The sequence below is a fragment of the Halanaerobium congolense genome (genome assembly GCF_004366375.1).
GTDB lineage: Bacteria > Bacillota > Halanaerobiia > Halanaerobiales > Halanaerobiaceae > Halanaerobium > Halanaerobium congolense.
The window spans coordinates 6536-24438 of record NZ_SOEF01000029.1 but is presented as its reverse complement, the minus strand read 5'-3'; the positions used below and the strand labels follow the sequence as shown (position 1 = coordinate 24438).

Below are 17903 nucleotides of genomic sequence, written 5' to 3'. Positions count from 1 at the left end.
CTCTTATTTTTTTAATCAAATTTTCAATTCTCAATCTTTATTTTCTCTAATAAAATCATACACTTCTTCTATTTTTGGAAGTGCTTCTTTCGCACCTTTTCTTGTTACAGAAATTGCAGCAACAGCATTTGCAAACTCCATAATATTTTCAAAATCTAATTTATTTAAATAAGCTGTTAAAAATCCACCAGCAAATGCATCTCCAGCACCAGTTGTATCAATAACATTCACCTTAAAACCGGGGCTATTTATTTCTTTCCCACTGGAGGTCTTTAAAAAACTACCTTCTTTGCCCTTTTTATAAACAACCATTTTACATCCCAGTTCTAAAAATATATCCAAACCTTTTTCACTATTTTTAATTAGATCATGATATTCTACTCTATTTAAAAATAATATATCAGTCTCTTTCAAAATATATTCTATTTCTTTTAAACCTTTTGAAGAAATTAATGTCCCAGGATCAAACGAAACAATCAAGTTATTTTCTTTAGCATAAGAAAGCAAAGTAGGAACAACAGATAACAAAGGATTACTCATGTGTAAGATTTCAGCTTTACTTATATAGTTTTTATCAAAATCTTCTTTTTTTGTTTGAAGATTTGCTCCTAAATAACTTAGTAATCTTCTTTCTCCATCATTATCTATAATAGCAAAAACTGTACCAGATAAATAACCTTCTTTTTTATTAACTTTTGATACATCTACCCCTTCTTGTTGAAGACGTTCAAGCAATTCCTTACCATTCGAATCATCACCAATACTTCCTACATATCCTGTTTTTTTCCCTAATCTAGACAAAGATACAGCGACATTTGTGGCTGCACCGCCACAAAATTTTTCTAAATTATGTATTGGCAATTCTTCATCTATTTCAGGAAGCCTATCCATTCTCCCTATATAATCTACATTGATATCACCAAAACATATTACATCAAATTTAGAATTCATTAAATATAAACCCTCTTCCATATAAGATCTATCTTAATTTATTTACTATATCCATTAATCTTTTTACTCTTTCTACATCCACAGGATTCCACCAAACTCCATCCTCTTTTAAGTAAGAGCCAACAACTGCTCCACTAGCAATTTCCAGAATCTTTTTTGCATTGTCATCATTAATACCACTACCAACTATAACAGGAAGCTGAGTATTATTGCTTATTCCAACTAACTCATCTAATGAAGTTTCATCTCCAGTACGACTCCCGGTAGCTATTAAAATATCTGCATCAAAAAATATATTATCTCTTGTCTGTTCAGCAAGTGATCTATCAGCAACAATTGAGTGACTTCCATGTTTAACATGGACATCAGCCATTACTTTTATATCATCAGCCTGCAGCATTTTTTTGTAACGCATAGCTTCTGCCGAAGCCCCTTCTAAAATCCCTTCGTTAGCTACATAGGCATTGACCCACTGATTACATCTGACCCAGTCTGCATTTGTAGCTTTTGCCGCTGCTAAAGATTGAATTACTCCATTTGCTAAGAAATTAAAACCGAAAGGTAAATCAACTTCTCTAGTCACCTCATTTGCTAGAACAGTTAAAGCAGCAACTGTTTCATAACCTATATCTTCCGGCTTAGAAAATGGAACATCCCAGGCATTTTCAAACATTAAACCATCTACTCCACCTTCTTTTAAGGCTAGAGCATCATTGATTGAAAACTCTATTATCTCTTGCATGCTTTCTCCATTATAGCGCGGAGCACCAGGTAATGGTTTAGTATGAATCATACCAATAATCGCCTTTTTTTTGCCAAAAATATTTTTTATTTCATTCTTCTTCTTTGGTAAAATACCTATATCAGCCATTTTATTCTCCCCTTTTATCTACTTATATTTTTCTTTTTCAATTTTATATTATTAACCAATACTGCTAATAAAATTACTAAACCTTTAACCATCATCTGATTGTATGAAGAAACATTTAATAAGTTTAGGCCATTTCCTAAAATACCAATGATTGCAACTCCAATAAATGTACCCGATACACTACCTATTCCACCTGCAAAACTTGTACCTCCTAATATTACTGCAGCGATAGCATCAAGTTCTGCACCATCACCAGCATTTGGAGATCCAGTAGAGAGTCTAGAAGCAAGAATGATTCCACTTATTGCTGTTAAGAATCCAGCTGAAGTATAAACATAAATTAATGTCTTATCAATATTTACACCACAAAGCCTTGCTGCTTCTTCATTACCGCCAACAGAATAAATATGTCTACCAAATTTAGTTTTCTTTAAAACAATATGACCAATGACCCCAATAAAAATTGCAATAATAACTGGGATTGGAATTGGACCAATATAGCCTCTACCAATTACTCTGAATAGTTCATTTGATACATAAATTGGTCTTCCAGATGTATAAACAAAACTTAAACCTCTTAAAATAGTCATAAGTGCTAAGGTTACAATAAATGGGGGTATATTCTGTTTAGAAACCATAACTCCTGTAAAGGCTCCCACTAAAGATCCAACTACTAAAGTTAAAATAATTGCTACAATAATTGGCAGACCCATATTAACAATTAACCCTGCTGCAACCGTACCTGTTAAGGCAACTAAGGCTCCAGCACTAAGGTCAATACCTTTTGTAATTATAATATAAGTCATACCTACAGCAATAATACCATTAATAGATGCCTGTCTTGCTACATTTAATAAATTAGAAAAAGTTAAAAATCTATCTGACATAAAAGTCATAAAAACAAATAATATTATTAACCCTAAAGCTGCACTACCTTTTTCACCAAAAAAACTTTTTATTCTATCTTGAAATGATATTTTATTTTCTAACTGATTCATTAATTAACCACACCTCCAAAGGCAAGCTTGAGAATATTTTCTTCTGTCTGTTTTTCTCCCTCTAAAAATCCTGATATTTCCCCTTCTCTCATGACCATAATTCGGTCACTCATTGCTAGTAATTCAGGATTTTCAGATGAAATCATAATTATGCTAATTCCTTTTTTTGCTAATTCACCCATAAGTTCGTATATTTCAGATTTTGCTCCCACATCAATACCTCTGGTAGGCTCATCCATAATTAAAATCTCTGGAGCCAACAAAATCCATCTTGCAATAATTGCTTTCTGCTGATTTCCTCCACTTAATTTATCAATTTTTTGTTTTAATGAAGGCGTTTTAACCTGTAGTCTTTCTACTAAAGATTTAGTGGCAATTTCTTCAGCTTTATTATCAATTAAAACATTAAATTTTCTATCTATTAAGTCTAATCCGGGTAAAGTAATATTTTCTTTAACACTCATAGTTTTTATAATTCCAGTAGCCTTTCTGTCTTCAGAAATTAGTCCTAAGCCAAAGTCAATTGCATTTTGGGCATTTGATATTTTTACAGAATTTCCTTTTAAAATTATTTCTCCATCATCAAATTTTCTTAAACCAAACAATGTTTCCATGACTTCAGTTCTTTGACTTCCTACAAGTCCACCAACCCCAAGAATTTCACCTTTTTTTAAATTAAAACTAATATTTTTAAATTTATCTTGATAAGATAGATTTTTAACTTCTAGAATAGTTTCACCGATTTCAACTTCTTTTTTGGGAAATAAATCTGTAACTTCTTTTCCTACCATTAAATTTACAAGTTGATCTTTATCTTTAATTTCATTAATTTCAAGAGTTTTGATATTTTTACCATTTCTTAAAACAGTTACTCTGTTAGCAATCTCAAAAATTTCTTCTAATCTATGCGAGATATAAATAATTGTTACTCCTTGATTTTTTAAGTCTTCTATTATTTCAAATAAAATTTCAGTCTCTTTGTTACTAATTGAAGAAGTCGGCTCATCCATAATTAATATATCAGCATCTAAAGAAATAGCTCGTGCAATTTCTATCATCTGCTGTTGAGCAATACTTAAATTTTTAATTAATGTATCAGGAGAAATATTCAGTTTTATCTTTTTAAATATTTTTCTGACTTCATCCGTCATTTCTTTGTCATTTACAAGGTTGCTTTTATTATAAACTCTTTCATTACCCATAAAAATATTTTGAGACACAGTTAATTCTGGAAATAAAGTAAGTTCTTGATAAATTGCACTAATACCTAAATTTTTAGATTTTGTAGGACTAAGATTTTTAACTTCAGTACCTCTATAAAAAATTTTACCATCTGTTTTTTGATAGGCACCTGTCAAAACTTTTATCAATGTTGATTTTCCTGCACCATTTTCGCCAATAAGTGCATGAATTTCACCTTCTATTAAATCAAAACTGATATTATCTAAGGCTTTAACACCTGGAAAATGTTTAGATAGTCCTTCTAACCTTAATATTTCATTATCCATAATTTCACCCTATCTTTTTTGTAAATATATTTGCTTTTAATTATAATTTGGTTAACTTTCCCTTTTTTATAATTAATTGAAGGATTTAATATATTTTTAGAGAATATATTATTTGTGAGATTTTATAAATCCTACTTAGTGGCATTTAATCATCGCCAGATAATTTGCCACTAAGTAAGGATTAAAACTTATTTGTTTAGTTTAAGAACTCATCAACATTATTTTCATCATATAATAATACTGGAACTGGAATTAAAGGATCAATTTCATTTCCATTAATCTTTTCAACTAAAGCATTTAAAGCTCTTCTTCCCATTTCTTTTGGCTGCTGCTGTATCATAGCTAAAATAATACCATCTTTGATACCATCTGCTGCCTCAGGAGTCAGGTCAAAACCTACAATTTTAACACCTTCTGCTCTAGCTGATTCAAGTGCTGATTTTGCACCAAGAACACTATTTTCAGCAGTAGAATATATAATATCTACATCAGGATTAGACTGTAAAATGTTTTCCACAGTATTCATGGATTCCTCTCTATCATAACCAGGCTGTGGTTGAAGAATTTCAACATTTCCCATTCCTTCTAATGCCTTTTCAAAACCAGCAACTCTCTGCTGTTGAATATTTGATTCTAACCAACTTACTATGGCTATTTTAGCATCTCCACCTAATTCATTTTCAATATATTCTTTAGTATACTGACCTAACTGCTCTCCAGCATCTTCATTTAGAGTACCAACAAATGAATCAACTTTGTCAGTCTCTAATTTCATATCAATTGTTACAACAGGCATTTGTTCAGCTGCTTCATTTACTGCTGGAACAATTGCTGCAGGATCTGTACCGATAACTATAAGCCCATCTACACCCATAACCATATAATCTTCAATTGCAGATACCTGTTCTTGAGCATTTACATTAGGATCATTTGTAAACAGTTCCACACCATGTTCTGCCGCTGCTTCTTTTATCCCTTCATCAATATCAATAAAAAACTGATGTCTTAATGTAACAGTTGTAACTCCAACAGTTAATTGGTCATCCTGAGCTGCCACTGAGATATTCATGCCCAAAATCATAAAACTAACTAATAACAAAATTAATATTTTCTTTTTCATAGTATCTCTCCTCTTAGTTTTATTGTTTGAAAAATTAAAAAATTTAAAATTTATCCCCTCCTTGTTTATAATTAAATTGACTAAACTATATAAACATATTGCTTTATAATAAATATCCAGATTAACTTAAAAATTAATCTGCATATAAATTAACTTTTAAGTTTAGTTTCTTTTCAATCTGATTGAGTATTTATATTTATCAGCTCTATAATACATCTTAACAAATTCAAAAGGGTCATCATTATCTGTACAAGTTATTCTTTCTAAAATTAATAGTGGGAATTCTTTTTTTATCCCAAGCAGATTACTGATATATGAATTAGAAATTCCACCTTCTAATGTTTCATCAGCATAACTAATATTTATACCATAATCTTCTATAATATCATATAATGAACTTTCATTATCCATTTCTTTAATTTCGTCTACCGCTTTTTTATTCAAAATATTTGTATCTAAATAACAATCATGAACACCTACAGATTCTTCATTTATCAGTCTTAATCTTTTAATATTTAAAAAAACTGTTTGAGAATCTGTTCCCAGCTTCTTAGCTACCTCAGCATCAATTGTTTTTTCGATACTAATGATTTTTGATTCGGGATTTAAACCCTTAGCTTCTATATCTTCTGTAAAACTTGTTAAGTTAGGTAATTCATGTGACAATTTAGGAAATGAAACAAACGTTCCTTTACCCTGCTTTTTCTTAACTAAGCCTTCATTCTCCAACTCCTTAATTGCCTGTCTTACTGTAATTCTACTAACTCCAAACTCCTGCTGAAGTTCTTTTTCAGATGGAATAATATCTCCTGGATTTAAATCTTCCTCTTTTATTTTTTCTTCTATTATATTTTTTAACTGAATATATAATGGTAAATGATCATTTCTATCAACTCTCATAAGTAAACGCCCCCAAAATTTAATTATCATGTCATTATAACGTCTCTATGTTTATATAGTACTCTATTTTAGGTAGAATGTCAATATATTTATAATATTTTTATAATTAAATTAATTGTTTAATTCAATAATACTGAGGGCCATTATTTTAATATAATCAAGATATTGATCAAGATCTAAATACTCATTTATACCATGCGCTTGCTTAATACTTCCAGGTCCAAACATCAATGTCGGCACTTTGGAATAATTTTGCAATAATCTAGCATCACAACCATATTCAGACCCAGCAATTACTGCTTTTTCATTATCTCTAATTTTTTCAAAATTACTGCTAAATACCTTTAAATAATCCTCATCGCTTTTAAATTCAAATGGACTGCCTTCTTGATATTTTTTCAATTTAGGTTTGTGATTTTTTAACCATTGATCACCATTTGAAATTAATTTAATTCTATCAATTATCTCTCTTTCTACAATTGATCCTAAACCATTTGAATCAGCATCTTCTGGTAAAAAATGAACACCAAAATCAACTCTACAATTGTCAGGTACTACTGAACCAGCTGTGCCACCATTTATTGTACCAAAATTTATAGTTGGAGGAGGTAAAATAGAATTCCTCTTTTTTAAAAGCCACTCTGATTCTAATTCTTTTAAACCATTAATAATTTTTATTGTTTTTTCAATTGCATTAACTCCTAGCCATTTCAACCCAGAGTGTAGTGATTTACCTTCAACATCCATTTTAAAAAATACCCAACCCATATGAGATCTCATTATCTTTAATTCGGTTGGTTCAGCTACAACTGCTAAATCAGCTTTATAACCATTATCAATACAGGCTAAAGTTCCATTACCTCCACCTTCTTCATCAACAACACTTTCTAAAATTATATCACCTTTAATATCGCAGTTACATTTAATTAAAGATTCAACTGCTAAAATTAATGCTGCCAATCCACCCTTCATATCACAAGCTCCTCGTCCATATAATTTATTGTCAATTATTTTGGGTTCTAAAGGATGTGAATACCATTGATCAATTTTATTAAAAGGCATCGTATCAATATGACCATTCAAGATAATCGACTTATGATTTTTGCTATCTTTGCCTTTTAAAACTCCAACAACATTTGGTCTATTTTGATAGTTATGACCTAAGGAAGCTTCAGCATATTTTTTTAGTTTTTTATTTTCTGGTTCAAATGTTTCAATATCTAATCCTAACTCTTTAAATTTAGAAATTATTATTTCCTGACCATTTAATTCATGACCTCCATCGATACCGTGGTTAATATTTGTTGTGTCTTTAGATATTAATTTTTTTAGAAATTCTATAAAGTTTTCACGATTTTGATCAATATAATCAATTATTTTTTTAGAATTCATTATTTCTTCCTCATTTCTTAATTATTACTTAACCATCTTACAGCCTGCTGCCAGAATACAGAATAATACTCCCACTCACAAAATTCTGGTGAAGCCCAGTGAGGGGCACAATCAGAAGCAAAAGCCATTGTTCTCCCTTTTCCAACCTCTCTAACTGCGATAATAGGATCTCCATCATACTCAGCAAGAAGTTTAGCATCTTCTTTTAGTTTTAATCTATTATATCCTAAGAAATAAGGCCATTTTGCTGGAAGATTCTCTGTTATAGGGTGTGATTTTTCAGCAAGTTCTAAATTAAAACCCTCGGGAACCTCCTGGCGATCATCATAAGCAGAAATATTTACAGGTAATATTTCTTCAATTTCTGTATTATGATATCGACCTTTTCCATCTATTCCTTGAAAAGTCATGTAACCACCAATCATGCAGAGGGAACCACCTTTCTCTACATATTTTTTTAATAATTTTAATCTATTCGGCATTCTTAGTGATTTTTGAAATGTATCTGGTGATAAAAGTAATGAATCTGCGCCCACATCACTTAGAATTATAACATCAAATTTATTTAGTTCTTCTTCAGAATGTGGAAATTCAACTGGAACCCTGTGTGATGGAAGATAAACAAAGTCAAATTCATCTATATCTAAAGCTTTTCTAATCCATTCTACAGCTTCTTCATAGATTCCTATTGAAAAAAAATTAAAACCTTTGCCTTCAGTGATATTTGAGTGCCAAGACTCTCCTGCAAATAAAATTTTTGTTTTACTCATAATTTCACTCCTCTTCAAATTAAGTTATGACAAAATAACGTTATAACCTTATAACATTACTATATAATTTTTATTTGTTATTGTCAAGAATTTTCGCACTCTTTTATCAATTTAGATAAATCCAAACATTTGAAATATAATTAGTAGTTAGAACCAGCCATTTTGATTCATAATTAATTTCTTTTTCTCCACATATAACTTATCAATTTTCCTCTTGCTTCAACTTGAGCTATGGGTATTCCGCTTGATTATTTTATCTTTGAAGAGTATAATAAGTATTCTTTTAACAAAAAAAGATGACAATCTTTTGCAGTTAAATGCAAAAATTGCCATCAAAACAAATTATGATATACTTTTTTATACTCTATTCCACTCCTCCAATTGTACAGTCTATACCTTTTTTTATAATTAGTTCTTTTATCTGTTCCATTTTTTCATTTGAAGGTGATTCAATATCTTTCATTTGATATTTTTGACCCAAACCATAATATTTATCTTCTCCTAGTCTATGATAAGGCAAAATATCTATTCTTTTTACTCCTTTTAGATCTAACGCAAATTCTGCAATTTCACTAACACTTTCTTTATCATCATTAAAGCCTGGAATAATAGGGGTTCTTACAACCAAATCAGCAGAGCTTGCAGCTGCAAACTTTGCATTTGCTAATATTCTTTTATTAGATACACCTATTACTTTTTTATGTTTACCATCATCTATCATTTTAATATCATAAAGAAATAAATCAGTCCAGGGGATAATTTTTTCTAAAGTTTCTTTTGGATAATATCCGGCAGTTTCAATTGTAGTATGCCAGCCATTTGCTTTACAACCTTTTAATAATTCTAAAAGAAAATCAGATTGATAAAGAGCTTCCCCACCAGAAAATGTAATACCTCCATTTGAACGACGATAATGAATTCTATCTTTATTTAACTCAAATAATAATTCTTCTACACTCCCTTCAATCCCTTCAATAGAAAGAGCTTTCGAATAACAATGATCAACACATTCCATACATAAATTACATTTATCTCTAACTATTCTTCCCCTTAGATTAAAATCAACTGCATTATTAGGACAGATTTCTATACATTTTTTGCAGTCAATGCATAAATTAGGATTAAACATTATCTGCGGATCTTTATCCTTTGATTCTGGGTTACTACACCAAGGACAATCTAAAGGACAACCTTTAAGAAACACTATTGTTCTAATTCCAGGACCGTCATGAACAGAAAATTTCTGTATATCAAAGTATATTCCTTTTTTATCTGAATTATAATTAATTTTTTTAATAGTCTATCACCTCAATATAGTATAATTAAGCTCAGGGATAACTAATAAATTTATTAGTCACCCTGAGAAATTTAGATATTTTCAATTACTAGTATTTAGTAGTTTTAATTTAGAAACACTGTTCAGTTCTTGAAATAATATCATCCTGTAATGATTTATCTAGCGAAACAAAGTGAGCACTGTAACCGGCTACTCTTACTACTAAATTCTTATAGTTATCTGGATTCTTTTGAGCTTCTCGTAAAACATCACCACTAACCACATTATTTTGGATATGGAATCCTTTCTGATCAAAAAAGCTACCAATTAAAGCATTTAAGTTACGAGATCCATTTTCTCCTTCTAAAGCAGAAGGATGGAATTTTTGATTTAATAAAGTACCATTGGAAGCTATATGGTGATCTAATTTTGCTACTGAATTAACTGCAGCAGTTGGCCCATTTTGATCACGTCCACCAACAGGAGAAACACCATCTGCAAGAGGTGTACCAGCTAGTCTTCCTTCTGGAGTGGCGCCTGTTGCAGCACCTAAAGGTACATTTGCAGATACTGGATAAAGACCTGGCTGAAAAGAACCTCCGCGAGGATTTTCATATTTTTCTACCTCTTTACAGTAAATTAAAGCCCCTTCTCTTGCTAATTCATCAACTTCATCAATATCATTACCAAATTTGGGAGCATTGTTAAGTAATTTTTGTCGCAATGCTTCATGACCATCAAAATTATTTGCTAGTACATTTTCTAATTCTTCAATAGAAATTTCTTTTTCTTCAAAGACTAATTTTCTCACTGCTGCTAAAGAATCACCTACATTTGCAACTCCCACTCCCTGAGGCCCAGTGAAATTGTAGTGAGCGCCTCCGTTTTGAACTGACTTACCTTCATCAATACAGTCATCTACCATTGAAGAAAGGAAGGGAAGTGGTGCTCTTTCAGCATGAGCAGAATCCACACAGTTGTCAGAATGAATTAATAGTTCTACAAAGTATTCCATTTGATTTTTATAAGCATCCATTACCTCATCAAATGATTCAAAAGAACTTGCTTTACCTGTTTTTGGTCCCAACTGTTTATAATCTTGCATCGGATCTTTCCCATCATTTAAAGCTAATTCTAAGACTTTAGCCATATTAAAGAAAGCTGCATCATGCCATCCCTCAGTTTTACCCATTTTTTGTGGTTCGACACAACCAATTATACAGTAATCTCTAGCATCTTCCAGTGTTAAACCTCTATTTGTTAAAGAAGGGATTGTTACTTCATCATTATAATAAGCTGGCATACCGAGACCTTCTTTAGTAGTTTCAGCAGCTTTCATCATGAATTCTTCCGGACTTTTATCCCAGTATCTAACAGAAATTGAAGGCTGAGGCATTTTAGTATGTTCAGTTGCCTCTAAACACATAAACGATAGTAGGTTTGTAGCATCTTGACCACCTGGTGTTTGTCCTCCTACTATTAAATTCTGGAACATAGGATAACCACCAAAAGCATCAGTGGAAGCCTGATCACGAACTTTATTTATATCATTAAATTTTACCCAGAGTGTATCTAGTAACTCTTGAGCTTTTTCTAAAGTGATTTCATTATTATCTAAATCTTTTTTTAAATACGGATACATATATTGGTCAAAACGTCCTGGTGAAATCGAATGTCCATTAGATTCAAGCTGTAAAACTAATTGTACAAACCAAAATGATTGCAGTGCTTCATGAAAAGTCGAAGCTGGATTAGCAGGTACATTTCTACAATTCTTAGCAACCTCTAGTAATTCTTTTTTTCTTTTATTATCAGATGTTTTTTCTGCTAATTTTTCTGCTTCTTCAGCAAAACGACCAGCAAACTCTATAACAGCTTCAGCTGTTATTATTACTGAATCTAAAAAATGTCTTTTTGGAGTATCATCAGGATTACCAAAACTCAATTCTTTTTTAGCAGCTTTAGCTTTTTCAATAATACCATTGAAACCCTCTGCTAAAACTTCATCATAAGATACACAAACATGTCCTACACCGTTGAAATAATAATTACCAACAGTATAAACACCTGCATCCATAGCCTCTAGAGCTTCTTGAGTCATTAAAGAAGTTGCAAGTTCATTAGTAGTACTTTGATCCCAGTAGTCAAAAACTTCTTTTAGAGTTTCTTTTGTTTTTTCAGAAATTAAAAATCTGTCTCCATCTCTTTCTGCTAGAGTATCAAATTCATCTAATAACCATTTATTAGAGAATTCAGGGAAAATAGGACTGCTTCGAGGTTTAGTAGTCTGATTTCCCACAATAAGTTCATTATCTCGAATAACTATGTTCATTTCTTTTAAAATCTTTTCTAATGCTTTAGCTCTTTTTTTAATTACTGGTAATGACTCATTTTCTTTATAAGATTCTGTAATTAAAACAGCACGCTCTGGGTCAATTTCTGGTGTAACTGACATTAAATCATCTAATAAAGTATCAATTCTCGGAGCTTTTTCAGGTAATTGGTAAGAAAATTTTAGTTTTTTAGTTGCTTTCATTAATAATTAAACCTCCAGTTTGTTTTGTTGTGATTTAAGATGTGATTTTTAAAAGTGTTTCTAGAAAATTTTAGTTATCAAAAATCGCCTCCCTTTTTAAATTAAGTTTATCTCTTAAATATTCTCCTATACCAAATTTTTATCTCTTACATATATCCTACTCAATTAAATAATTTAGTAAAAATTATATTTTTCCTTTAAAAAATCCATTTTTTATCTGAATTTTTCGATATTTTATAATAAGAGAACTTTATTAAGAGAATTTAATAATGTTTTGGTTTGATTCGACAAATATTTCTGCAAATCATAAAAATAAGCTATTTAGCTTGACATTGTTGGTTTTAATAATTCATAATCAATCAACTTACTCATAATTAAAATTATTTACAAATTAAGTTATGACAAAATAACCTTATAACAATACTATATAATCTTTATTCGTCATTGTCAAGTATTTTCACACTTTTATAACAATATAGATAAATTCAAATATTTGCAAATATAATTAGAAATAAAACCCCACTAAATAATTAGCGGGGTTAATTAGTTCTATTAACTTTTAATAACATTTAACGATGAATATAATTTAAAGGATTTTCAGGACGACCATTAACCTGAACTTCAAAATGGAGATGTGGTCCAGTCGAATTACCAGTATTTCCTGATCGAGAAATAACCTCACCTCTACCAACAGATTCTCCACTTCTAACCAATAATTTAGAATTATGAGCATAAAGAGTTCTTAATCCCTTTTGATGTTCAATAATAACAACATAGCCATAGCCACTAGCCCAACCGCTATAAACTACTCTTCCAGAACTTACCGCTCTAATTGGACTACCCATTGGAGCTGCAAAATCAATTCCTTCATGAATTCTACCCCAACGTGGACCATAATATGATGTGATCCTGGTGTTGATTGGATACATGAATTTTTGGTCTAAACGGTCTTGATAACTAAATTCTGGTTTTGCACCTCTTAAAATCAAATTCTGGTCAATTTTCAATTTAGAAGAATCTTTTATATTATTATCTTTCATTATAGTTTCAGCTTTAATATTAAATTTACTGGCAATACTGGCAATACTTTCACCAGGTGAAACACGATAGATAATCCCCTTAATTGGTAGAATTTTAAATTCTTGCCCAGGTTTAATACTATTCATATTACTGATATTATTAGCTCCAATTAGCGAATCAATATTTAGATTATGCTGATGGGCAATATCCCAGAGAGTTTCGCCACTTTTAACTCTATGTACCTTTACTCTTTTGATTAAGGGCTTTCTTTCAACTTCAGCAAAAGTTATTTCGGAACTTTCCTCTTTTCCATCGTTATTATTTTCTTCTCGGTGATTATTTATTTTAAGATCGCGATTATCCTGCTTTGAAGCTAATTCATTTTCAATTTTACTATCTCTGCTGTTCAAAAGATCTGTTTTAGCAGAATCTTTATTTTTATTTATAGTCTCTGTTTCTAGACTTGTTTTCTCTTTTGAATCCAATTTATAATTAATATCACTCTTTTTGCTTATTTTCCTATCTTCAAAATTATTATTTGACTCATATGTTTGGTTGTTAGAATTAGACTGATGATTTGGTTGAAGCATTCTTCCACCTACATTCATTGAATTACTGTAGGCTGAAAAAGTAAGCAATATGAAAATGATTAAAAAACCTGTTAAGCGTTCTCGTCTGCGCATTTTTTCTCCACCTTTATGCCATTCATAATAAAGTATCAAAAATGTTATCCATTTAACATTATAACAGAATTTAGTGATAAATTAAAGACTATCAAAACAAAATTTGAGGAAATTCGACTATATTTATAGAAAATTTTTATAAATTAAATTTAAATTTGATTTTTTAACAAGGATTCTGTAGTTTAAGATAGAAATATTAAATTAAGGAAAGATATTAGATTTAACGAAAGGATGATAAAATGTTTGATTTAGTTCTATATTACTATCCAACCTGTCCTTACTGCAGAAAAGTCACACGATTCATTGATAAACATGATTTAGAAGAAATTGAATTAAAAAATATCAATCAAAACGAAGCTGCAGAAACAGAATTGATCAAAGTTGGCGGAAAAAGACAAGTTCCTTGTTTATTTATCGATGGTGAGCCTTTATATGAATCTAGTGACATTATAAATTGGCTTAAAAGTAATCTTATTTAAAATTTGAACTTATAAATAATTATCTCTAATACTCAAGCCGCTTTTATCAGCGGCTTATATTTGTTTTTTCGAATATTATGTGAGCTAGCGCATAGAAATTATATTTCATCACTATTATACTTATTAAAGAATTAAATTTTGAAAGGGGGAAATTGTTTTTAATTAATTTTAAAAACAAAACTATATGGTTTATTATTTTACAGCTGCATTAACTGCAGTATTATTTATGATCGACAAAGAAAAAACAATTAAAGGACTAAAACTTGGTCTAAAAAAAATAAGAAAAAACTCACCAGTATTTTTGAATATGATAATTTTAGTTGCATTATCACTGTATTTTGTTTCTGATGAATTAATTTTAAGATTTTTAGGTGATGGTTCTGGTGCAATTGGAGTAGCAATTGCTGGAGGATTAGGATCAGTTGCTTTCATGCCTGGTTTTGTTGCTTTTCCATTAGCCGGTATTTTATTAGAAAAAGGGGTTAGTTATACTGTAATAGCCGCTTTTACTACTACTTTAATGATGGTTGGAATTGTTACTTATCCGGTCGAAAAAGATTTCTTTGGCCTTAAAATAACTGTCATTAGAAATATCATTTCTTTAGTTATGGCTGTTATTGTTTCTATTGTAATTGGTCTGTTTTACGGGGAGCTGTTTATTTAATGAAAACTCATTTAAAAGATTACTGGCTGTTTATTATATTTAGTATTCTAATGGCTATAGGATTTAGTTTAGATTTAAGCATAGCCCATGGAGTTTTTGATAACTTTTATTCTTTCTTTTTAACTATGGTTAAATTTGTCCCTGCTGTTTTTATCTTAATTGGGCTTTTTGATGTCTGGGTTGATAAAAAAATAATAGAGAAACATTTAGGAGAAGATTCTGGATTTTTAGCCTATTTTTGGGCTATGGTCCTTGCCAGTACAACAGTAGGTGGGTTATATGTGGCATTTCCCGTTGCTTCTGCTTTATATAAAAAAGGAGCCAGCCCCAGAATTATATTTAGTTATATCGGAACTGCAGCAGTTTGCAGAATACCAATGACACTTTTTGAAGCAAGTTATGTAGGAGTTTCTTTTACAGCTATTCGCTGGCTGGTTTCAATCCCCTTGGTTATTATCAGCAGTATTATAATGGAAAAAATGATTGCTGAAAAGGATCTAGCTAATATTTCAGATGCTGCTTAATGAAACTCTTTTTAAAATTATCTAAGATTAATAAAACTAAAAATATTGACTTAACTCTAAATATTTATATGCTAAAAGGGAGCTGCATCTTAACTGCAGTCTCCCTTTTTTTAATCTTTAACTTATAATATTTCTGCTGCTTATTTTAAATTCTAACTAAGGACATCATGAGGATATCTTAGCGCCTCTAATCAAACTAAATCTATTCTTTATCTAAAACTTCAATATGACCATCATTATAGCCAACAACAACTATCTCAGCCATTTCAGCAAAAATACCATTTTCCACTACTCCAGGCAGCTTATTTAATTCAACAGAAATTTTTAGAGGATCTTCAATTTTACCAAAATCACAATCTAAAATATAATTCCCATTATCAGTTATAAAAACTTCTCCATCTTTTTTTCTTAGTTTACTGCTGCAGCTAAATTTTTCGATCATTCGCTGAGTATACTGCCAGCTAAAAGGTGTGATTTCTATTGGGAGTGGAAAGGCACCAAGATTTTCAACCAGTTTTGATTCGTCAACCACAATAATCAGTTTATCAGTAGCAGAGGCAACTATTTTTTCTCTCAGTAATGCTCCACCACCACCTTTAATTAAATTAAAATCTGGATCAACTTCATCTGCCCCATCAATAGTTAGATCTAATGATTCAACATCTGCCAGCTCTATTAATTCTATTCCTTCGGCTGCTGCAAGTTCTGCAGTCTCTTTAGAGGTTGGTACTGCTTTTATTTTAAGACCATTTCGAACTAATTCTCCAACTTTTTTAATTGCATAGTAGGCGGTTGAGCCTGTGCCCAAACCAATTATCATCCCATCTTCTATATATTCTGCCGCCTTTTCTCCTGTCAATTTTTTCGCTTTCATTAAAATCTCTCCTTATATTTAAATTAAGTGAAGTTTAACTAATATTTCTTCTATTGAAAAATTATTTTTAAAATCAAAAATTCATAAAAAATAATCAGCTTTCGAATTAAATTCTATCAAAATTGGAATATATAATCAACTTTTTAACACAAAAAAGCGACCAGCATTAACCGGCCGCTTCTAATATTCAATTGTAGTTTAAAAGCTAAATTTCTACTTTATATTTAGATTTAAATCTATTCTATTTTCATAAGATGCTCTAATTGCTTCAATGAAATAACCGTGAGCATCACTTAAACTCATTGTAGCTCCTGAGGTTACATCAGCCAGCATTTCCTGCTCATCATCATTTAATTCTGAATAAGCTTCGCTGTCTGCTTTTATTGGTCTACCATTCTGATCGGTATAGTTAGCAAACCATTCTTCAACTTCGTCTACAGTCATGCCTACAAACAATTCTTCGTATGTGTCCATCTGATCAGCCCAGGTTCCTAAGGCACTCATTACATAGTTTTCGCCACGCTCACGCTTGGTCTTCCAGCCATCGATTTCAGAAAGGAAATATTCATCTGTAGCAGGGGTTTTACCGTCTATTTCTTGATCGTGGTCTTCGTCAAAATTATATCCTCCCTGGGGTGGGAAACCGCTTAAATGAGGCATAGCTTTACCATCATAATTTGGTGTAGCTACCTCTAATTCGTCAATAAAAATTGACACAATCTCTCCCTTTTCATTAAATAGAGTATTAACAAAGACATTATTAAAACTGTAGACCTGAGTTCCTGTATTATCTTTTCCAGGTCCGATACGACCATTGTGGTCAAGACCAAAACCAAAGGATACAGCTTCTTCTGCTTTTTCTACAGCAAAACGGTTCTCATAAGCTTTTTTGATAGCTTTAATAAAATAACCATGTCCATCACTTAAACTCATTGTGGCTCCTGAAGTTACATCAGCCAGCATTTCCTGCTCATCATCATTTAATTCTGAATAAGCTTCGCTGTCTGCTTTTATTGGTCTACCATTCTGATCGGTATAGTTAGCAAACCATTCTTCAACTTCGTCTACAGTCATGCCTACAAACAATTCTTCGTATGTGTCCATCTGATCAGCCCAGGTTCCTAAGGCACTCATTACATAATTTTCTCCGCGTTCACGCTTAGTCTTCCAGCCATCGATTTCAGAAAGGAAATATTCGTCTGTAGCAGGGGTTTTCCCTTCTATTTCTTGATCGTGATCTTCGTCAAAATTATATCCTCCCTGGGGTGGGAAACCGCTTAAATGAGGCATAGCTTTACCATCATAATTTGGTGTAGCTACCTCTAATTCGTCAATAT

General features: G+C 31.1%; 16 protein-coding genes. 3 read left to right on the top strand and 13 right to left on the bottom strand.

The annotated features are described in order from the left end of the window. Positions 1 to 30 precede the first annotated feature (30 nt). The 11 genes from C7954_RS10270 to C7954_RS10220 all read right to left on the bottom strand — a co-directional run bounded on the left by C7954_RS10270 (position 31) and on the right by C7954_RS10220 (position 14025). A complete protein-coding gene (locus C7954_RS10270; protein WP_166667713.1) occupies positions 31 to 951 on the bottom strand; it encodes a carbohydrate kinase family protein in 921 nt (306 codons plus the stop codon). 28 nt (positions 952 to 979) lie between these two features. Beyond that, a complete protein-coding gene (locus C7954_RS10265) occupies positions 980 to 1822 on the bottom strand; it encodes a BtpA family protein (RefSeq protein WP_089716951.1) in 843 nt (280 codons plus the stop codon). Between the two features lie 14 nt (positions 1823 to 1836). Next, the gene (locus C7954_RS10260) at positions 1837 to 2820 is read right to left on the bottom strand and encodes an ABC transporter permease (protein WP_089716952.1); all 984 of its coding nucleotides are present in this window, start codon (positions 2818 to 2820) and stop codon (positions 1837 to 1839) included. Next, the gene (locus C7954_RS10255; RefSeq protein ID WP_089716953.1) at positions 2820 to 4328 is read right to left on the bottom strand and encodes a sugar ABC transporter ATP-binding protein; all 1509 of its coding nucleotides are present in this window, start codon (positions 4326 to 4328) and stop codon (positions 2820 to 2822) included. Before C7954_RS10255 ends, C7954_RS10260 begins: the two co-directional genes overlap by 1 nt. Before the next feature lie 196 nt (positions 4329 to 4524). Further along, the gene (locus C7954_RS10250; RefSeq protein ID WP_089716954.1) at positions 4525 to 5448 is read right to left on the bottom strand and encodes a substrate-binding domain-containing protein; all 924 of its coding nucleotides are present in this window, start codon (positions 5446 to 5448) and stop codon (positions 4525 to 4527) included. A 162-nt stretch (positions 5449 to 5610) separates the two neighbouring features. Next, a complete protein-coding gene (locus C7954_RS10245) occupies positions 5611 to 6348 on the bottom strand; it encodes a GntR family transcriptional regulator (RefSeq protein ID WP_166667712.1) in 738 nt (245 codons plus the stop codon). 111 nt (positions 6349 to 6459) lie between these two features. Next, complete coding sequence (locus tag C7954_RS10240; RefSeq protein ID WP_089716956.1) at positions 6460 to 7740, bottom strand: ArgE/DapE family deacylase; 1281 nt, start codon at positions 7738 to 7740, stop codon at positions 6460 to 6462. A gap of 17 nt (positions 7741 to 7757) precedes the next feature. Further along, positions 7758 to 8510 carry a glutamine amidotransferase gene (locus C7954_RS10235; RefSeq protein ID WP_089716957.1) on the bottom strand — a complete coding sequence of 251 codons (753 nt, stop codon included), beginning with the start codon at positions 8508 to 8510 and terminating at the stop codon, positions 7758 to 7760. A 364-nt stretch (positions 8511 to 8874) separates the two neighbouring features. Further along, positions 8875 to 9807 (bottom strand): glycyl-radical enzyme activating protein, encoded by a 933-nt coding sequence (locus C7954_RS10230; protein WP_089716958.1) that lies wholly within the window; start codon positions 9805 to 9807, stop codon positions 8875 to 8877. A 109-nt stretch (positions 9808 to 9916) separates the two neighbouring features. Continuing rightward, on the bottom strand, positions 9917 to 12322 hold the full coding sequence (locus C7954_RS10225; RefSeq protein WP_089716959.1) for a glycyl radical protein: 2406 nt from the start codon (positions 12320 to 12322) through the stop codon (positions 9917 to 9919). A gap of 569 nt (positions 12323 to 12891) precedes the next feature. Beyond that, positions 12892 to 14025: a M23 family metallopeptidase gene (locus C7954_RS10220; RefSeq protein WP_089716960.1), complete on the bottom strand. Its 1134-nt coding sequence runs from the start codon at positions 14023 to 14025 to the stop codon at positions 12892 to 12894. A 239-nt stretch (positions 14026 to 14264) separates the two neighbouring features. On the opposite strand from C7954_RS10220, the gene C7954_RS10215 reads away from it, so the two are divergent. The 3 genes from C7954_RS10215 (at position 14265) to C7954_RS10205 (ending at position 15692) form a co-directional block, all read left to right on the top strand. Beyond that, a complete protein-coding gene (locus C7954_RS10215; RefSeq protein ID WP_089716961.1) occupies positions 14265 to 14504 on the top strand; it encodes a glutaredoxin family protein in 240 nt (79 codons plus the stop codon). Positions 14505 to 14688: 184 nt separating this feature from the next. Next, the gene (locus tag C7954_RS10210; protein ID WP_089716962.1) at positions 14689 to 15168 is read left to right on the top strand and encodes a hypothetical protein; all 480 of its coding nucleotides are present in this window, start codon (positions 14689 to 14691) and stop codon (positions 15166 to 15168) included. Continuing rightward, positions 15168 to 15692: a permease gene (locus C7954_RS10205; RefSeq protein ID WP_089716963.1), complete on the top strand. Its 525-nt coding sequence runs from the start codon at positions 15168 to 15170 to the stop codon at positions 15690 to 15692. Before C7954_RS10210 ends, C7954_RS10205 begins: the two co-directional genes overlap by 1 nt. Before the next feature lie 202 nt (positions 15693 to 15894). Here C7954_RS10205 and rpiA read toward each other — a convergent pair whose 3' ends face one another. Together rpiA and C7954_RS13705 are read right to left on the bottom strand one after the other, a co-directional pair. Beyond that, positions 15895 to 16566 (bottom strand): ribose-5-phosphate isomerase RpiA, encoded by a 672-nt coding sequence (gene rpiA, locus C7954_RS10200; RefSeq protein ID WP_089716964.1) that lies wholly within the window; start codon positions 16564 to 16566, stop codon positions 15895 to 15897. Positions 16567 to 16779: 213 nt separating this feature from the next. Beyond that, the coding region (locus C7954_RS13705; protein ID WP_166667711.1) for a hypothetical protein at positions 16780 to 17903 on the bottom strand (1124 nt) is incomplete at its 5' end.

Coding starts and splice junctions, on each gene's coding strand:
- C7954_RS10220 (WP_089716960.1), bottom strand. CDS start 14,025: ATGCGCAGACGAGAACGCTTAACAGGTTTTTTAATCATTTTCATATTG.
- C7954_RS10250 (WP_089716954.1), bottom strand. CDS start 5,448: ATGAAAAAGAAAATATTAATTTTGTTATTAGTTAGTTTTATGATTTTG.
- C7954_RS10260 (WP_089716952.1), bottom strand. CDS start 2,820: ATGAATCAGTTAGAAAATAAAATATCATTTCAAGATAGAATAAAAAGT.
- rpiA (WP_089716964.1), bottom strand. CDS start 16,566: ATGAAAGCGAAAAAATTGACAGGAGAAAAGGCGGCAGAATATATAGAA.
- C7954_RS10255 (WP_089716953.1), bottom strand. CDS start 4,328: ATGGATAATGAAATATTAAGGTTAGAAGGACTATCTAAACATTTTCCA.
- C7954_RS10210 (WP_089716962.1), top strand. CDS start 14,689: ATGGTTTATTATTTTACAGCTGCATTAACTGCAGTATTATTTATGATC.
- C7954_RS10225 (WP_089716959.1), bottom strand. CDS start 12,322: ATGAAAGCAACTAAAAAACTAAAATTTTCTTACCAATTACCTGAAAAA.
- C7954_RS10245 (WP_166667712.1), bottom strand. CDS start 6,348: ATGAGAGTTGATAGAAATGATCATTTACCATTATATATTCAGTTAAAA.
- C7954_RS10235 (WP_089716957.1), bottom strand. CDS start 8,510: ATGAGTAAAACAAAAATTTTATTTGCAGGAGAGTCTTGGCACTCAAAT.
- C7954_RS10205 (WP_089716963.1), top strand. CDS start 15,168: ATGAAAACTCATTTAAAAGATTACTGGCTGTTTATTATATTTAGTATT.
- C7954_RS10240 (WP_089716956.1), bottom strand. CDS start 7,740: ATGAATTCTAAAAAAATAATTGATTATATTGATCAAAATCGTGAAAAC.
- C7954_RS10215 (WP_089716961.1), top strand. CDS start 14,265: ATGTTTGATTTAGTTCTATATTACTATCCAACCTGTCCTTACTGCAGA.
- C7954_RS10265 (WP_089716951.1), bottom strand. CDS start 1,822: ATGGCTGATATAGGTATTTTACCAAAGAAGAAGAATGAAATAAAAAAT.
- C7954_RS10270 (WP_166667713.1), bottom strand. CDS start 951: ATGAATTCTAAATTTGATGTAATATGTTTTGGTGATATCAATGTAGAT.